This is a genomic window from Exiguobacterium sp. s75 (assembly GCF_018617145.1).
Classification (GTDB): domain Bacteria; phylum Bacillota; class Bacilli; order Exiguobacteriales; family Exiguobacteriaceae; genus Exiguobacterium; species Exiguobacterium profundum.
The window spans coordinates 634,821-651,362 of sequence record NZ_JACSJQ010000001.1 but is presented as its reverse complement, the minus strand read 5'-3'; the positions used below and the strand labels follow the sequence as shown (position 1 = coordinate 651,362).

The following is a 16,542-nucleotide window of genomic DNA, read 5'->3' as shown; positions in this document are numbered from 1 at the left end:
TCTGCCTCGATTATACTTTATTCAAAAAGATGATTCGTTGATTACTCGATCCTCGAAAACGAAGTCCCATATCTCGTAGCGACTGCTCGTAACGACCGTCGACGAGCACATCGGCGTAGTCCAACACGGTTTGAATCGCTTCGTCATGCATCGCTTCCAACTGTTCGAGCGTATAACCCGTATACACCCACACATTTTTACCGAGCGACTTACATGCCGTGACGAGTTTTGCTAACGCTGACGATTGAAGAAACGGTTCGCCTCCAGAAATGGTCACCCCGTCCCAACCACTGAGCTTGACGCGCTGAACAAGTTCCTCTACTTCGACATCCTCACCCCCGGTTGGATTCCACGAGGAAGGATTGTGACACCCTTTACAGTGATGCGGACAGCCAGCAGTAAAGATGACCGTCCGAATCCCCGGTCCGTCAACGACGGATTCTTCAACGACGGATAGAATGCGCATCATGTTTCACCCTCGCCCGCTCTTCTTCTCGCTTCGCCGTATTCCAACGGTTCATCGTCCCGACCAAATAACCGGTGATGCGGCGGATTCGTTCAATGTTTGTATCCTCGCCACACGTCGGACAGGCATCGTCAATCAGTCCTTCTAACCCACAATTTCCGCAACGATCGACCGGATGATTGATGGAACCGTAGCCGATATCATGCTGTCGCATCAAGCGGACAATCGATTCCACCGCTTCCGCATTGTGGGCAAGTGACCCATCGACTTCGACATATGAAATATGTCCCGCGTCACACAATGTGTGATACGGTGCCTCGATTCGGATTTTCTCACGAATTGATACAGACTGATAGACCGGCACGTGGAATGAATTTGTATAAAAGGCACGATTAGTGACACCTTCAATCATCCCAAACGTTTCCTGGTCTCGCGTCACAAATTTACCTGACAATCCTTCTGCCGGTGTCGCGAGCAACGAAAAATTCAAGTCGTACGTTTCGGCTGCCGCACGCATGCGATTGGCCAAGTGCGTGACGATATCGAGACCGAGTCGTTCCGCTTCACGCGACTCAGCATGTGTACCTCCCGTCAACACCTTCAACGTTTCAGCGAGTCCGATGAACCCGAGTGAGAGCGTTCCTTGTTTCAGCACATCTCGGACTTCATCATGAATATGTAACTGCTCACTTCCACGCCAGACCCCTTGTGTGTAGAGGAAACGGAATTCTTCAGCGCGACGCGTACATTGATACTCGAAACGCTCAATCAACTGTTCGATCCCGATGTCGACATAGCGGTTGAGAATGCGGTAAAAATCCGAGATCGACTCCGAGATCAGTGCCATCTTCACCAAGTTGAGTGTGGAAAAGGAAAGATTGCCACGACCGATCGACGTCTCTTCTCCGTGTCGGTTTCCCATGACCCGAGTGCGACAACCCATGTACGCCACTTCAGATTCATGTGTCCCATCATAGTAAGCGGCATTGAACGGGGCATCGATGAATGAGAAGTTCGGAAATAACCGTTTGCCTGTGACCCGACACGCTTCACGGAAAAGATCGACGTTCGGATCGTCCTCCCGAAAGTTGATTCCTTCCTTCACTTTAAAGATTTGAATCGGAAAAATCGGAGTCTCTCCGTTCCCTAACCCACGTTCCGTGGCACGAAGTAACTCTCGAATGAGGATACGTCCCCACTTTGATGTGTCCGTTCCATAATTGATCGAAACGAAAGGCACTTGCCCGCCCCCTCGTGAGTGCATCGAGTTCGCATTGTGGATGAACGCCTCACACGCCTGATACGTCGCCGAAATCGTCTCTTCTTCCGCGAGTGTCTCCAATTGCGTTTCTTCCCAGTCAACGGGTAAGGATTGAAGTCGGCTCAGTTGACGCTCATATGTCTTCTCGACATACGGTGCCAAGTCGACGTCAAACATTGGGAAGGCCTGCCCCCCATGCTGCATGTTTTGATTCGCTTGAAGGATGATCGACGCGAGTGCCATGGCAGAGCGAATGTCCTTTGGCGACCGGATCGTCCCATGTCCCGTATGGAAGCCGTCTTTCAACAATTGACCGAGTGGAATTTGACAACATGTCGTCGAGCCTGTGATGTAATAGTCGGCATCGTGCACGTATAAAAAGTTATCAGTGACGGCTTGTTTTGACCGTTCCGACATCAAATACGTCTGCGATAGTTCTTTCGACACTTCTGAAGAGAGTCGTGCTAGTTTTCCGAGTGGGGATTTCCCGTCCACATTCGCATTCTCTTGTACCAAGTCTTGGTCTGGTAAGACGCAGACGTCCTCATACAACTGCAGTAATTTCAAAACGCATCACCTCACTATATATGGATTCAAAACATTCATATTCGTTTTAAGAATCCTATATATAGATTATGGCATGTGTTTTTCTCGATGGTCACGAGTCGATATTGTGACAGTTTACGTGTGATCATACGATAAAAAAGAGCCTCGTCTTCGGTAAGACAAGGCTCTACGTTATATGTGACAAACATCATTTATTTAACCGCTTTTACAACTTTTAATTCGACTTCTTCTTCTAATTCTTGTGCTTCACGGAGACCTTTCGAGTTCAACCACGTATAGATGGCTCCCATGAAGAGCGCTCCACCGATGATGTTACCGAACGTCGCAGGAATCAAGTTATGAATCGCACCTGCCATGCTGATCGTCTCAGGGTGTGGGACGACGAGCGTCAAGGCGAACAAGACGAAGTTGGCGATGACGTGGTCGAATCCTGAAGCGAAGAAGACCGCGACAAGGAAAATCATCGAGAAGATTTGAGCGAACTCATTTTTCATTTGTTTCGGTAAGAAAATAGCGAGACAGACCATCCAGTTACAGAAGATGGCGCGGAAGAAAATTTCAACCGTCGTATGATGCATTTTACTCTCAACAACGGAGAACAACCAGTTGTTCATCCCGAGTTCTTGGATGACGCCAGTCGGTGCAAGTAGTAAGGCGAATAGGATTCCCCCGAGTGCGTTCCCGACGAAGCAGAGCAACCAGACGAGCATCGTGTCGCTGAGCGTCGTATAACCACGAAGCGTCGACGTTGTGAAATACATCGTATTTCCCGTGAACAACTCAGCTCCCCCATAGATGATCATGACGAGCGCGATCCCGAACGAGAAGCCTCCGATGAGTGTCGTGAACGGAGATTCCGCTAAATACATACCGTTGACGACTTTCAACGTGAAGATTGAGGCAAAGCCGATAAAGATCCCGGCTAACATTGCCCGTAAAAAGTATTCCATTGGACGATAATGAATCATTTGCGAGGAAGCCTGTGCTTTTTTCCGTAATGATTCGAGTGCATGGATTTCCATTGATGCCATGTCACAAACCCTTCTTTCTGAATAATTAAATAGGAAAGTATCAGTTCGAATATGTGAAATCATTAACAATATAAACTGTACAGTCTCTGTTGGCAATCCTGTCTTGCATGAATTGACAGAGTGTTCACATCGTAATCGTTTACATATGGCGGATTTGTGACAAAGAAAAATTCTCCCTATTTTCGGGAGAATAATAAGACAAAGTTTATGAAACCAATCGTTCAGATAAGGGAATAATTCTTTTTCATGAGTTCATCAAATGTTAATTTTAATCTTTACTCTACATGAAGCGTTTCATGATTAACAATCAAAAGTTGTCCACTCCTACAAAATCTCCTAGCACATCTTCATAACCCACGACTGCAAAGTCTTGTTTTGTGAACTCTTCTAAATCTCCAAACTGACTTTCTAATTCATCGTTCGGTAGAATACAAAGATATCTATTCAATCCTTCGACCTGATCCAGCAGGATTGCCTTTTCTTTAACAGGTAAAAGCGATTGTATCGATTTGTATGACATATAATACACCTCACTCAATTTTATGAATTGCATTGTAATGTTCTTCTGTAATCACTACATTTTATGATAGTTCAATAAATATATATTAACTGTCTCTTGGTCGACTATTGCAATTCAGACATTGTAAATTTTATCAGTGATATTCCTTTCCGATTCTTATCTTAGTGAAATGAATTTCAGCGCTTGCTGGAGGGAAAAGCAAATTACATACAAATACCTCTGTTTCTTCAAGTACATAGCTTGTTATACTAACATCATGCATAAAATAGGGAAGCTGTAATCTGCTTAATTCTCTTACAGGCACTATTCGATCGTCGAGTGGAGCAGATATGTCTACTTTTATACAACCTAAAAATTCAATCTGATGGTGATAATTTTCATTTTCTTCTTCGATTATTAGTAAAACTTCATCTCCAAAATAACGGCAATCGAATCCTAAAACGCGCGCATCCCAGTAGTATATTTTTTCGATTTCTCTTAATATTTCCTGAGCTTTCATTTTTTCACCTTCTGTATGGAATATGTGCTGCTTAACTACGTGGCTTCACAAGTTTTAAATGGTTTTAATAATTTTGATTGTATAAATGAACATCATGATACAAAGCTATATGATCTGGCTAAATTTACTCTTATTCTAACTCTACGGACTGTATTTCTCACATCGATAAACCCGCTATTATCAGTTTATATAATTCTAACAAAGAGTCATCATGAGTAGACCCCCAAACCTCATCATACATATCATTTTTCATAGTATCTATGTAACTCGACTATGCGTTAAAACATGCTCAAACTGAGGCCCTCATAATTCATTTTTCGTTTAAATAATCTATGTAAAATTTTTGAGGTAAATTCTTTGTTAATTCTTCAATAGATTTATATTTTTTTTCATTAGAAAACAAAATAAACCCAAGTCCATCTCCATCTATTTTAATAAAAGAAGTTGGTATACTCATATCAATTAAAGGTACAAATTGAGTTCTAGAGAACAGCCACTTACCATATTTCTTTAAAGTGAAATTCAATTTATCTTTAAAGATAATGTTATAAAACCCATTTTGAGCAGACATCCAGTACGTTTCGTTAATCAAAAACCTTAAATCTTTTTCGTTTTCTATTTTTGCATTGCAGTAATAAATAGAATTCTCATCCCCAGAGCAATAGTTCATAGAATATTTAATTTTCCTTGAATCCATTTTTTCAACCATCTCATTATCCTGACTTATATTTTTAGATAATATAAATGTTATGACTATTGGATATACGTTTTGGTAAACCAAAAAATCAATTAAAGCTTTTTGGTTATCGATAATAGTTAAATCATCATAACTAGTGATCTCATAAACCTTTTTAATTTCACCTATAATGAAATAATTATCTAAATTATCTTCAATCTGCTCTAATAGACGCTTCCTTTCAATAATTGTAAGCTCTTGCATAGCGATCACCTTTGAGTTTTCAGTTTAAAGACCTTGTAATTTAAATCAGCTGTTTTTTCTATTAATTTTTATGATGGTCGGGGACTATAAAAGTTATATTGAAAAATTAGTGATTGTGAAATGGTTACTCTCTTATAGACTTGCTTTATATATTAGTAAGCAAATTAGATTACAAGAAAACAAAATGACAATGTGAAACATAATGTTCTTCGTTATACTCTTCTAAACACATTTTTAAACACTTAGCATCCTCACTTAATTTCGTTTCAAGCAAAGAATATCCTATGAAAGTGATTTGATCAGGAAAAGTTATATAATCCACATCAGTAATGACATCCCAAAAGGCATCCCAATTTTCGCCGTAATGATCAGGAAGATGAAGACTTTCTTTTAATATCTGATGTAGTTCCGATGAAGAAGTAATGTTACTTAAATCGATATATAAATGCGACATATATTGTCTCATCTCCAGCATTTATCTTATTAATCATCTAAGATGCATTAAGTTATGAAAAAAATTCATTTAATAAGTTCCAATGAGTTTTTCGTGTCTAATATTTATGCCAATACTTATTATCACTCAACATTCTCAGTCATAAATCAATTAAACACACTCATCGCAATACGAACATTGTGATGTATAAGTCTCCATCATCTCGAATCAATTGGACTTGGAAAGGAATATTATTATACCTCTCTTTCAAGCTAATTTTCCATTGCTGACAAAGAGTCTCTGCAAAAGCTTCAATTTGATTATTTTGACTATAACTATCGACATCATTTTTCTTATTAATAATGAAGAAATCTTTAGGCTCGTACAAATTTACCATCTTTTCAATGGAAGACAAATCTGCTCCAAATTCTTCTTTCCAACCTTTATATGAACTAAGAGATAAACTGTCTTTAAAAAAATAACAGTTCTCATGACAGATTATTTCTGGATTGAAAAATTTTAAAAAAGAAAGAGCGTCTTCAATACTATATTTGTAATTTACGAAACTCCACCAAGTAAACTCTTCTCCATTAACTTCTCGAAATTCTATAAATTCTTTAATTAAATCGTTAGAAAACATTATAATCCCCTTTCTCAAGTTCAACTATTCTATCTGTCTTTTTCCGATTGATTCTTTCTAAATCCCTACTCGTCGAGAAGAAATCTAACAACAAAGTCATACCCCCGATAGCAGACATAAATCGAAATAAGGTACGAAAGAACTCATATAGAATCGTGGCGCCTCTATTAGTAACCAGACCACAATCAACTGAATAGCCTTTAAGACACCTGAGATGATTATAATCGAGTCTAAAGATACCTCAATTTGTTTTTCTCTCAAATTATCACAAATTCCTTCACCTAACATTATGAGCCCTTTCGATTCAACTTATCTAAGTTTTAAGTGCCTTGTTTATTCCATGTATAAGTAAAAGGTAGCCATAACATTCTCACCATTTTGATAAACTTTTCTATATTGCAACATTTCTAAAAATGTTCGTAAAAAAAATGTTGATTAATAAACAAAGGAGCATCGCCCCATCTAGGGACGATGCTCCTCTGATTTAATCGAATTGCTTATTCTTTATCCTCAGTCGATTCTTCTGTTTCTTCAGAAGATCCTTCAGAAGCTTCTTCTTCAGTTGAACCTTCTTCTGATTCTTCCTCTTCAACTTCTGCAACCGGCTCATTCACAGAGGCGATGTGCATATCTGGTTCCGAGACAATCGTGTACGATTTGTCTTCTGGAAGATCTGCTACCGTCACCGAATCACCGATTCCAAGCTCTGAGACATCGAGTTCGATGCGTTCTGGGATGTTGGCAGGTGTCGCAGCGACCGTCACTTTATAAAGTGACTGGGCGAGATATCCGCCTTCTTTGACGCCTTTCGCGTCGCCAACAAGGACGATATCCGCTTCAACTTCTGTCTCTTCATCCATCTTCACGGCCATGAATTCGACGTGCTGATAGAAGTTTGTGAACGGGTCCGTTTCTGATCCGTGCACGAGCGTATTGATTTTATTTCCATCGTAATGGAGTTCAATCAAGGCATTGTCACCATGGTCTCGGAGAATTTTACGAAGGTCCATCTCGTCAAACACGATTGGTGTGCTGTCTACTTTGTAGCCGTAGACGACGCCTAACGCTTTTCCTTCGTTACGCAACTTCGTGCGTAGTGATCGTGGGCGTAATTCTCGTTTTGATACTTGAAGTTTGTTCGTCATTTTCTTTTCCTCCTACATGGATATACATTTCATGTCGACATCTTGAGGGTGAGGCAGTGAAAAAGCCACCTCTCAACCTCGATGCGTTGAGTGACATGTGTATAGTTTTCCCATGTGGGCTCCTGCATAAACGTTACATAGTGTTAAAACAAGGTAACAAGACGATTACATGACGCGTTTAAATAACTTCTCAAGCTCATACGTGCTCCATTTCACGAGAATCGGTCGCCCGTGCGGACAGGTAAACGGAGACGTCGTACGACTCAAATCATCAATCAATTGTCGCATCATCTCCCTATTGAGTGGATGGTTCGCTTTGATCGATCGTTTACACGCCATGAGGATTGATGCTTCTTCGCGATATTTCGCGATGTCGATTGACCGCTGTTGAATGGCCATCTCCACCAGATCACGAATCGTGCCCTCTAAGTCATGTTGCGGATACCATGTCGGAATCTCACGGACAAGGAACGTGTTACCCCCAAACGGCTCTAACGTGATGCCTGCATCCGCTAGAAGCGGGAGCACTTCTTCGATAGCGAGCGTCTCTTCTTGCGTGAACTCTAACGTCAGCGGAATCAATAGAAGCTGATACTCTTTTTCCGGACGTCCTAACTGCTCATAAAACAACTCATACTTGATGCGTTCCTGAGCGGCATGTTGGTCCATCACGTACATCCCGTCTTCCGCTCCACAGATGATATAACTCGAATGCAGTTGCCCGATGACGTCTAACGCCGGAAGACGCTCCGACTGATGTACAGGCTCTTCGACCTGTTTTGGTTCAATCATCTCTGGATCCGGTTCATGAACGAGCGGCGCCGGGTTCCACTGGGAGGGAGACGTGAGCGACTCTTTTCGCTCGCGAGGAATCGGATAGTTCCACTCGACCGGATCTGCCTGTTTAGGTTGGGGCTCCATCGAAAAGTCGAGTTTCGACTGTTCGGACGGTGTCACACGTTTCGGCTTCGGCTCTTGTTTCACAGACGGAATGAGACGTTGCTCCCGGAGCGTCAATTGAACGGTCTCTCGGATGAGCTGGCATAGTTCTTTTTCTTTCGACAAACGCACTTCACGTTTCGTCGGATGGACGTTCACGTCAATCAACATCGGGTCCATCTTCACTTCGAGCACGGCAATTGGATAGCGACCGATCGGTAAGAGCGTATGGTAGCCTTCAAGCACGCTTTGGGTCAGTGCAAAGTTCTTGATGCTTCGACCGTTTAAGATGAGAGTCACGTACTGTTTGTTCGAACGGGTCACTTCCGGGCGTACGAGATGGGCGCTCAGCGTATAATCGTTCGTCTTGCTCGACGCCGTGACGATTTGTGCGGCGACTTGGCGACCATAGATGGCAAGCATGACTTGTTTCAAGTCTCCATTCCCGTTCGTACGCAACAATTCTTTCTCTTCATGAAAGACGGTGAATCGAATCTCCGGATGAGACAGCGCTAAACGGTTCAACGTATCCGTAATACTTGCAAGTTCCGTTGCTGACGTCTTCAAATATTTCAGCCGTGCCGGTGTGTTGAAGAAGAGCTGACTGACCGCAATTTCGGTCCCGACGTTCGTCGCCGTCGGATTCGTCGCCTTGACGACTCCACCTTCAAGCGTCATCTCAAAACCATCCTCATCTGCTCGCTTTGACTTCAAGGAGACGTGGCTGACCGACGCAATCGAGGCGAGCGCCTCACCGCGGAAGCCGAGCGTCCGAATCCGAAACAAGTCATGCTCGTCCCGGATCTTACTCGTCGCATGCCGCAAGAAGGCTCGCGCCGCATCTTCTTCATGGAACCCATGCCCGTTATCTCGCACTTTGATTAGACGGATGCCCGCCTCTTGTAAGTCGACGTCTACTTTCGTCGCTCCCGCGTCAATCGCATTTTCGACTAATTCTTTGACGACGGAAGCCGGTCGCTCGACGACCTCCCCGGCTGCGATTCGGTTCGCGAGCTGTTCAGGTAACTCTCGAATGATTCCCATCGACTCACCCTTTCTTTGCGGTCTGTTGCAGTTCGTAGAGCGCCTGCATCGCTTCGATTGGATTCATTGCCAATAGATCGAGTTTGAGCAGCTGTTCTCGAACAGCGTCATGCGACTCGAACAATGACAACTGGCTGACTTCTTCCACTTGAGGTGGAGCAGATTGCTCGTTCAAAGCTGGTTTCGTTGCTTCCGATTCGAGTTCTGACAGAATCGTCCGGGCCCGGTCAATCAATGAATCCGGAAGTTCAGCCAATTCCGCCACATGAATCCCATACGATTTATCGGCACGTCCCGGATGCACTTCGTGGAGGAAGACGACTCGTCCATCCCGCTCAATCGCCCGGACATGAACGTTCTCAAGTGTCGGAATCGAATCTTCGAGCACTGTCAGTTCATGATAGTGCGTAGAGAAGAGTGTCTTCGCACCGATTGACGAGGCGATATATTCAACGATTGCCTGTGCGAGCGCCATCCCGTCATACGTCGACGTCCCGCGACCGATTTCATCCAATAGAATCAGACTATTGCTCGTCGCCTCGGTAACGGCTTGGCGCGTCTCGGTCATCTCGACCATGAACGTCGACTGTCCGCTCACCAAATCGTCCGCCGCACCGATCCGTGTGAAGATGCGGTCAAAGAGCGGGAGTTCCGCCGCTTCTGCCGGGACGAATGAACCGATTTGATGAAGGATTGCAATCAAGGCAAATTGACGCATGTACGTCGATTTACCGGACATGTTCGGTCCGGTGATGAGTAACATTTGACGTGTGTCGTCAAGCGTCAAGTCATTGGCGACATATTCGCCTCGCGGCAAGACCGTTTCAATGACAGGGTGACGCCCGCGTTCAATTTGTACATGCTTCGCTGTAATTGGACGCACATACTCCCGTTTCTCGGCTACGACGGCAAGGGCGAGGAGAACATCCAACTCACTGAGTGAACGGGCCAATTGCTGAAGTGCCTTCGTATACGTCTTCACTTCTTCGCGAAGTGCGACAAACAAATCATATTCGAGCGTACAGCTCTTCTCTTCCGCTCCTAAGATGAGCGCTTCCTTCTCTTTTAACTCAGGTGTAATGTAACGTTCCGCATTCGTCAATGTCTGCTTCCGTTCATAACGCCCTTCTTCGAGCAACTTCGCATTTGCTTTCGTCACTTCCAAGTAGTAACCGAATACGCGGTTATACCCGACCTTCAACGACTTGATGCCGGTCGCGATGCGTTCCTGTTGTTCGAGGTTGGCAATCCACGATTTCCCGTTCGCTTTCGCTTCTAACAGTTCGTCGAGCTCATCCGAATACCCGTGACGAATCATCCCGCCTTCTTTCGTCGAAATCGGAGGTGAATCGACAAGGGCAGCCCGAAGCTGTTCACTCAATGTCTCGAACGAGTCGAGCTTTTGTTCAATTTGCTGCAAGCGATCCGCTTTCACTGTTTGTAAGAGTGACCGGACAGAAGGCATCCGCTCGAGCGTGTCGCGAAGTTGGACGAGATCTCGCGCATTCGCCGTCCCGTACCCAACTTTAGCGACAAGGCGTTCGATATCGTAGACTCGCTTCAGCTCTTCCTGTAGTTGATCGCGCAACATGAAGTCGTCCACCAAGTTCTCGACGGCATCCTGTCGCTCTCTGATGCCTTGCTCTGTATAGAGTGGCTGTTCGAGCCAACGTTTCAACAATCGACCGCCCATCGCCGTTGTCGTCTCATCAAGGAGTGAAAGGAGTGACCCTTTCCGTTCCCCTGAACGAGCCGAACGGAACAACTCAAGGTTTCGGGCCGTGTTGGCGTCAAGTTGCATATGCTGTTCAACCTCATAGGCGACGGCTGGTTGCAAGTGGTCAAGTGAACGTTTCTGTGTTTTCGTCAAATAGGCAAACAGCAACTCAAATGCCGAGCGTTGTGCCTCATCTTTTGCACCTTGTGCGAGTGGACTATTCCGCTTGTCCACTTGAATCGAAAGTGGGATCCCGGTCTGTCGCAATAAATCAGCAAGTCGTTCATCCTCGACGATGACTTCGTTCGGAAGCAATCCTTCGATTTCCCGCAAGACGGCCTCTTCTGACGAGAGTGTCGTCAACCATGATTCCCCCGTCGTGACGTCACCGCGAGCAATTCCGAATCGCCCTGCGACGTCCGAGATGGCGACGAGATATCGGTTTTCTTTTTCACTGAGTGACGCCATATATGTACCCGGCGTGATCACTTGGATGACTTCCCGTTTCACGAGCCCTTTAGTTGCCTTCGGATCCTCCGTCTGTTCACAGATGGCGACGTTAAAACCTTTTTCAATCAATTGTTCAATGTAGATTGCTGCTGAATGATGCGGAACGCCGCACATCGGAATCGGATGCTCGGCCTGCTTTCCATTTTTAGAAGTGAGCGTGAGCTCTAACTCTTTTGCGACAATTTGTGCATCTTCAAAAAACAACTCGTAAAAGTCGCCGAGTCGATAGAATAAAAAGGCGTCCGGATAGTCGGCCTTGATAGAGAAATATTGTTTCATCATTGGTGTCTGATGGACTTCTTGCATGTTGATTCACCTCTAGAAAGTACAACAGCTGACCATCGGCCAGCTGTGTCGTTTTAGTATCCGCAGCCGCCGCGTGCTTGTTCAGCCGCCATGCCGCTCCCTGTCTTCCCTGCAAGGACGTCGCCGTCCGTCGATTCGATGATACGGTCCGTCACGGAGTTCGCGAGCGTGACCGTCACGTATTGAAGCAAATCGTTCACTTCGACTTGTGTTTCTTGGAACGCTTGAACGACGGGAATCGAGTCAAGTTCTTCCATCGCTTTATCAATCTTTTGCTCGACTTTCGCAAGTGCTTCCGTCTTGCCGTAGTGCTTACAGTTGACGGCTTCTTTTTGTAAGAACTTGATTCGTTTAATCAACGTCTGTACGCGGTCACTTCCGTTCACTTTCGCTTCCGCTTCTTTGAAACGCGCCACTTCTGGTGTTTGTGCTAATACGTCTGCCAATTCTCTTGCTTTTGCAATTACTTGTTGATCGGTCACCATTGTAAACCCCTTTATGTCTATAATGTAATCGTGCTCAATGGCACGTGAATGTTCTTTCTCATTCTAACATGAACGATTCGGAAACGGTACTAGCGGGATTCGTGGATTCACGTAACATATCGACGTGCGGAATGCTGTCTTCTTGATACACATCACTCGTCCGTTTGAAGCCAAACGATGCATAAAAAGATTCCACATACGTCTGCGCTTGCAGATATAATGTCTCATGACCGAAGTCCATGATTGCCGCATCCATCAAGAGGCGGGAATACCCTTTCCCTCGATGCGTCGCTTTCGTGACGACACGTCCGATGGCGACCGGAGATGCTTTCGTCAGCACGCGAAGGGCAGAGACGATCTCTCCATCTTCTTCTATCCAATAATGAATGGCTGCTACGTCCTTTCCATCCACCTCTTGGTACGGACAGTTCTGTTCGACGACGAAAATCTCAGTCCGTAGCGCCAGTAAGCGATACAATTCCAATGTTGTCAGTTCATCAAATGCTTTTTTCTTCATCAATATCCCCCTAATCAATCGTCACTCCGAGTGCTCGGGCGACATGTAACCCGCTCGTCATTGCGCCAATCGTCCCCGCCCCTGGAAATACGGTATCCCCGCATACATAAAAGTTCGGCAAGTCAGTGCGATAACTTGCGGCACGGAACAACGCCTGGCTTGGTGTCTGGGCATATCCCCCAACTGCACCATGTGGACGCTTCGTATACTTCACCCATGCCCCTGGTCCACCAGGAAGGAGAAGTGACGACTCACGGTCCCAATCGGGAAATGCAGTCGCGACGACGTCGACGAGACGATTGGTCCAATCTTGTTCTAGTTTCTCATATGCCGCCCGGTCTTTCCAATGTTGCCATTCTGATAAATCGATATGTGTGGATACCGTGATGGTCCGTTCCGGTTTTTCTGTACGCAACACGTCATCCGGCGCGGACATGGAAATGAACGCATGCCCACTCGGTAATCGCTCGTGATAGATTTGTTGAAACAGCGGTTTCTGTCGACACACATTCTCAGGCAAGACGAGATAGAGACTGAACGTGCCCCATTGCGACTGCTTCAATTGTCTGCGGTATTGTCGTTTGAAGCGTCGTTGTTCCTGTCCTCTCAGAAGTTTGCTCGTCCGTTCAATCGGGATGGCGGAAACAATGACATCGACCAGTTCAAGTCGTCCTCTTCGATCGGTGATGAGCCATCCATCCGTCACTCGTTCGATGGACTGGACGTCTCTCCCTAATTTCGTCTCGCCACCAAACGTGCGAACAGCGCGCTCTAACGCATGAGCCAATTGATACAGTCCACCTTCAACATAGTACGCTCCTTCATGATAGACCGACAGCGCCACTGCACCGAGTAAATGACTCGCTTCTTTCGCACCGGTCTGCAAACTGTCGAGCAGGACGCCATCGATAAATCGCTCGAACATCGTACCGTTTAATCCATGGCGAGCTAACGTGTCACCGAGTGGTCGCTGGAGTTTGAGGAGCGCTGTGATTTGATTCGGTCGAAAACCTTTCAGCGCGTAAACCATGTCTGATGTCGTGCGTAGCGGAAGTGCAGGTAACTGCTGAAACAACGGACGAATCTTCTCAAAGTCTCCCCACACTTCACGGTAAAACGCATGGATGGACTCATAATGCTCTGAGAATACGCGACTGAGCTCATCAAGCAGACGCTTGCGGTCGCGATAGTAAGTGACGGTGACGTCAGGCAGTTGAATGTCCATCACCGCGTCCAGTAACGTCACCTCGACCGATTCGCCCAATTTCTGAAGAACCCGCTGATGGACCCCTCCTCGTTCGAACCCCATCCCGAGCGTTGCCCCTGCAGGAAACAAATAGTCACCCCGTTGAAACTTGCCGGCACACCCACCCCACTCACGCGATGCTTCTAATACAATCACATCATGCCCTTTCTGCTGCACGAGCGCAGCTGCAGTCAAACCCGCAACGCCTCCACCTACGACCCCGATTTTCATATACATCCCTCCTCTTTATATCATACCTGCTCATTCAAAAACTTGAAGTAATGAATCGGTTTTGAGATTCCAGCAGTCTTTTGAAGGGAACTGATTCTCTTATGCAGAAATAGTTTACAGTCTGAAAAGGTAAGGTGATGAAAATGCGTAGTCGTGTCATGGTTTATTTATTAATTCCCATCCTCATCTTTATTGGTATACTGATTACCCCACCTTCCGAGGAATCGCTCAAGCTTGCGACGATGACCGTCGTCAGCATCCAGGAGATGATTCCTTACGAAAAAGAGTATACGGCACAGAAAGTGCTAGAAGAACGATCAATGGACGACAAATCAGCCATCATCGAAGAATGGCGTCTCGAACAAGGAGCGAGGACGTCTTATAGTTATGTGCTCAGACTGAGAGGATTTGACCATGTGACACAGATTGATGCAGGCGCAGCCAACACGAGATCGGACGGCTATTACGCGATGCAGGCGCATAGCCCGATCTTTGAGACAGACAAGCCGGTGTCCACGAACTATCCGATCGTCGTGTTCAGTTCGGAACAACGTCTCGTCATCGGACAGATGGATGTGCGGGTCATTTACGAAGAGGACGGTCAATTGAAGAAATGGATTGTATTGGAGGATGAATAAGTTGAAAAATTATATACATTCGATGAGAGAGCTCATCGGTAACCGTCCTTTCATTATGGTCGGTGCTGCAGTAGCTGTACAAAATGATAATCAAGAATTTTTATTTCAACTAAGGAAAGATACAAAGGAATGGGGACTTCCTGGAGGGGCGATGGAACCCGGAGAAACAATTGAACAAACAGCACAAAGAGAATTGTATGAAGAAACGGGTCTCTCTTCCAACCAATTAACTTTAATCTCAGTTTTCTCTGGACCTGATTTTTTCTTTGAGTATCCAAATGGCGATCAAGTACATAATGTTACCCATTTATTCATCACTGACACAGTGACGGGCACGTTATGTTTAAACGATGATGAAGGAATAGATTTAAAATATTTTTCACTACAAAATCTACCAGAAAACATGGATGCACGGGCAAAGTTAATCTTATCGAGTCCATCAATGAAAGAAGTGACTATATGAAACGCATCATGATCATCGGTTCTGGTGGTGCGGGGAAATCCACACTCGCCCGTCAACTCGGTGAACGATTACATCTCGATGTCTATCATTTAGACGCCCTCATGTGGAGACCAGGATGGGTGATGGCACCAAGTGAAGAACGAATCGACATCCAACAACAGCTTGTGAAGAAAGATCAATGGATCATCGATGGAAACTTCGGGAATACGCTTGATTTACGACTGCAGGCAGCGGACACTGTCATTTTAATCGATCTTCCCCGCATCGTCTGTATATACCGTGTCCTTAAACGAGTCGTCCGATATCGTGGTACGACGCGACCGGACATGGGCGCATCCTGTGAGGAAAAACTCGATTTCGCATTCCTCAAGTGGGTTTGGAATTTTCCTGACGTTCAAAAGCCGGAGATGGTCAAACGAATCAAACAATATTCTCACGAGAAACAGATCATCTTCTTAAAATCTCGGAAAGATGTTGCAAACTTCATTCATCAATTAAAAAGGCAGGAATTTTTATGAACCCTATCCTTCACAAAATCGGCACCATCTTTATTCCGGTGAGTGATATTCAAAAAGCGCGTGACTGGTATTGTGATTTATTCGATCTTTCAACAAAAGGAGAAATCTTATTCGACCATTTATATGTCATTCCATTAGAGGGTACCAACCTCGTTTTAGATAGTAACATCTACTCAAAAGATAACATCATCCAGACACCACTATTTCACTTAAATACACACGATATTCATCAAGCTTATTATTATATGGCTCAACACGATATTGAGGTCATTACACCCATTGAGCATGAACATTGGTTCAATTTCAAAGATCTTGACGGGAACGTCATCATGGTATGCAAATGCTAACATCGGATCAAACCTTTAACTAACCTTATCAGGTTATTCAGGTCGATTGTATCGAAGATTATCTTTAGGAAATGAGCCT

At 45.1% G+C, this 16,542-nt stretch carries 18 protein-coding genes; 4 read left to right on the top strand and 14 right to left on the bottom strand.

Translation table 11 applies throughout. The features are described 5' to 3' along the window. Positions 1 to 10: 10 nt before the first annotated feature. The 14 genes from nrdG to KNO68_RS03290 all read right to left on the bottom strand — a co-directional run bounded on the left by nrdG (position 11) and on the right by KNO68_RS03290 (position 14,497). Complete coding sequence (nrdG, locus tag KNO68_RS03355; protein ID WP_074037124.1) at positions 11 to 466, bottom strand: anaerobic ribonucleoside-triphosphate reductase activating protein; 456 nt, start codon at positions 464 to 466, stop codon at positions 11 to 13. Then, positions 444 to 2,294, bottom strand: a complete 1,851-nt coding sequence (locus tag KNO68_RS03350; RefSeq protein WP_214731366.1) for an anaerobic ribonucleoside triphosphate reductase — start codon at positions 2,292 to 2,294, stop codon at positions 444 to 446. The genes nrdG and KNO68_RS03350 overlap by 23 nt, the downstream gene beginning before the upstream one ends. 191 nt (positions 2,295 to 2,485) lie before the next feature. After that, on the bottom strand, positions 2,486 to 3,316 hold the full coding sequence (locus KNO68_RS03345; protein ID WP_041918029.1) for a formate/nitrite transporter family protein: 831 nt from the start codon (positions 3,314 to 3,316) through the stop codon (positions 2,486 to 2,488). A 316-nt stretch (positions 3,317 to 3,632) separates the two neighbouring features. Further along, complete coding sequence (locus KNO68_RS03340; RefSeq protein ID WP_143404758.1) at positions 3,633 to 3,845, bottom strand: hypothetical protein; 213 nt, start codon at positions 3,843 to 3,845, stop codon at positions 3,633 to 3,635. 133 nt (positions 3,846 to 3,978) lie between these two features. Further along, complete coding sequence (locus KNO68_RS03335; protein WP_214731364.1) at positions 3,979 to 4,344, bottom strand: hypothetical protein; 366 nt, start codon at positions 4,342 to 4,344, stop codon at positions 3,979 to 3,981. 310 nt (positions 4,345 to 4,654) lie between these two features. Continuing rightward, positions 4,655 to 5,284, bottom strand: coding sequence for a hypothetical protein (locus KNO68_RS03330; protein ID WP_214812455.1), 630 nt, complete (start codon positions 5,282 to 5,284; stop codon positions 4,655 to 4,657). A 169-nt stretch (positions 5,285 to 5,453) separates the two neighbouring features. Further along, the gene (locus KNO68_RS03325) at positions 5,454 to 5,738 is read right to left on the bottom strand and encodes a barstar family protein (RefSeq protein WP_214684400.1); all 285 of its coding nucleotides are present in this window, start codon (positions 5,736 to 5,738) and stop codon (positions 5,454 to 5,456) included. A 160-nt stretch (positions 5,739 to 5,898) separates the two neighbouring features. Then, positions 5,899 to 6,357 carry a hypothetical protein gene (locus KNO68_RS03320; protein ID WP_214684402.1) on the bottom strand — a complete coding sequence of 153 codons (459 nt, stop codon included), beginning with the start codon at positions 6,355 to 6,357 and terminating at the stop codon, positions 5,899 to 5,901. 497 nt (positions 6,358 to 6,854) lie between these two features. Next, positions 6,855 to 7,502 (bottom strand): 50S ribosomal protein L25/general stress protein Ctc, encoded by a 648-nt coding sequence (locus tag KNO68_RS03315; RefSeq protein ID WP_214684403.1) that lies wholly within the window; start codon positions 7,500 to 7,502, stop codon positions 6,855 to 6,857. A 165-nt stretch (positions 7,503 to 7,667) separates the two neighbouring features. Further along, positions 7,668 to 9,485 carry a DNA mismatch repair endonuclease MutL gene (gene mutL, locus KNO68_RS03310; protein WP_215112034.1) on the bottom strand — a complete coding sequence of 606 codons (1,818 nt, stop codon included), beginning with the start codon at positions 9,483 to 9,485 and terminating at the stop codon, positions 7,668 to 7,670. Between the two features lie 4 nt (positions 9,486 to 9,489). After that, positions 9,490 to 12,018: a DNA mismatch repair protein MutS gene (mutS, locus tag KNO68_RS03305; RefSeq protein ID WP_214757077.1), complete on the bottom strand. Its 2,529-nt coding sequence runs from the start codon at positions 12,016 to 12,018 to the stop codon at positions 9,490 to 9,492. 53 nt (positions 12,019 to 12,071) lie between these two features. After that, entirely contained in the window at positions 12,072 to 12,503 is a 432-nt protein-coding gene (locus KNO68_RS03300) for a YlbF/YmcA family competence regulator (protein WP_012726155.1), read from the bottom strand. A gap of 58 nt (positions 12,504 to 12,561) precedes the next feature. Then, a complete protein-coding gene (locus KNO68_RS03295; protein WP_214872690.1) occupies positions 12,562 to 13,020 on the bottom strand; it encodes a GNAT family N-acetyltransferase in 459 nt (152 codons plus the stop codon). Between the two features lie 10 nt (positions 13,021 to 13,030). Then, the gene (locus tag KNO68_RS03290) at positions 13,031 to 14,497 is read right to left on the bottom strand and encodes a phytoene desaturase family protein (RefSeq protein WP_214731100.1); all 1,467 of its coding nucleotides are present in this window, start codon (positions 14,495 to 14,497) and stop codon (positions 13,031 to 13,033) included. Between the two features lie 137 nt (positions 14,498 to 14,634). On the opposite strand from KNO68_RS03290, the gene KNO68_RS03285 reads away from it, so the two are divergent. Genes KNO68_RS03285 through KNO68_RS03270 form a run of 4 tightly spaced genes read left to right on the top strand, consistent with a single transcriptional unit; the run spans position 14,635 to position 16,463 of the window. Continuing rightward, positions 14,635 to 15,135, top strand: a complete 501-nt coding sequence (locus KNO68_RS03285) for a hypothetical protein (protein ID WP_214731098.1) — start codon at positions 14,635 to 14,637, stop codon at positions 15,133 to 15,135. Then, positions 15,128 to 15,598, top strand: coding sequence for an NUDIX hydrolase (locus KNO68_RS03280; protein WP_214731096.1), 471 nt, complete (start codon positions 15,128 to 15,130; stop codon positions 15,596 to 15,598). Before KNO68_RS03285 ends, KNO68_RS03280 begins: the two co-directional genes overlap by 8 nt. After that, complete coding sequence (locus KNO68_RS03275; protein ID WP_214812442.1) at positions 15,595 to 16,116, top strand: DNA topology modulation protein; 522 nt, start codon at positions 15,595 to 15,597, stop codon at positions 16,114 to 16,116. The genes KNO68_RS03280 and KNO68_RS03275 overlap by 4 nt, the downstream gene beginning before the upstream one ends. Continuing rightward, entirely contained in the window at positions 16,113 to 16,463 is a 351-nt protein-coding gene (locus tag KNO68_RS03270; protein WP_214812440.1) for a VOC family protein, read from the top strand. Before KNO68_RS03275 ends, KNO68_RS03270 begins: the two co-directional genes overlap by 4 nt. The last annotated feature ends 79 nt before the right edge of the window (positions 16,464 to 16,542 follow it).

Coding starts and splice junctions, on each gene's coding strand:
- nrdG (WP_074037124.1), bottom strand. CDS start 466: ATGCGCATTCTATCCGTCGTTGAAGAATCCGTCGTTGACGGACCGGGG.
- KNO68_RS03345 (WP_041918029.1), bottom strand. CDS start 3,316: ATGGAAATCCATGCACTCGAATCATTACGGAAAAAAGCACAGGCTTCC.
- KNO68_RS03340 (WP_143404758.1), bottom strand. CDS start 3,845: ATGTCATACAAATCGATACAATCGCTTTTACCTGTTAAAGAAAAGGCA.
- KNO68_RS03335 (WP_214731364.1), bottom strand. CDS start 4,344: ATGAAAGCTCAGGAAATATTAAGAGAAATCGAAAAAATATACTACTGG.
- KNO68_RS03330 (WP_214812455.1), bottom strand. CDS start 5,284: ATGCAAGAGCTTACAATTATTGAAAGGAAGCGTCTATTAGAGCAGATT.
- KNO68_RS03325 (WP_214684400.1), bottom strand. CDS start 5,738: ATGTCGCATTTATATATCGATTTAAGTAACATTACTTCTTCATCGGAA.
- KNO68_RS03320 (WP_214684402.1), bottom strand. CDS start 6,357: ATGTTTTCTAACGATTTAATTAAAGAATTTATAGAATTTCGAGAAGTT.
- KNO68_RS03315 (WP_214684403.1), bottom strand. CDS start 7,502: ATGACGAACAAACTTCAAGTATCAAAACGAGAATTACGCCCACGATCA.
- mutL (WP_215112034.1), bottom strand. CDS start 9,485: ATGGGAATCATTCGAGAGTTACCTGAACAGCTCGCGAACCGAATCGCA.
- mutS (WP_214757077.1), bottom strand. CDS start 12,018: ATGCAAGAAGTCCATCAGACACCAATGATGAAACAATATTTCTCTATC.
- KNO68_RS03300 (WP_012726155.1), bottom strand. CDS start 12,503: ATGGTGACCGATCAACAAGTAATTGCAAAAGCAAGAGAATTGGCAGAC.
- KNO68_RS03295 (WP_214872690.1), bottom strand. CDS start 13,020: ATGAAGAAAAAAGCATTTGATGAACTGACAACATTGGAATTGTATCGC.
- KNO68_RS03290 (WP_214731100.1), bottom strand. CDS start 14,497: ATGAAAATCGGGGTCGTAGGTGGAGGCGTTGCGGGTTTGACTGCAGCT.
- KNO68_RS03285 (WP_214731098.1), top strand. CDS start 14,635: ATGAAAATGCGTAGTCGTGTCATGGTTTATTTATTAATTCCCATCCTC.
- KNO68_RS03280 (WP_214731096.1), top strand. CDS start 15,128: ATGAATAAGTTGAAAAATTATATACATTCGATGAGAGAGCTCATCGGT.
- KNO68_RS03275 (WP_214812442.1), top strand. CDS start 15,595: ATGAAACGCATCATGATCATCGGTTCTGGTGGTGCGGGGAAATCCACA.
- KNO68_RS03270 (WP_214812440.1), top strand. CDS start 16,113: ATGAACCCTATCCTTCACAAAATCGGCACCATCTTTATTCCGGTGAGT.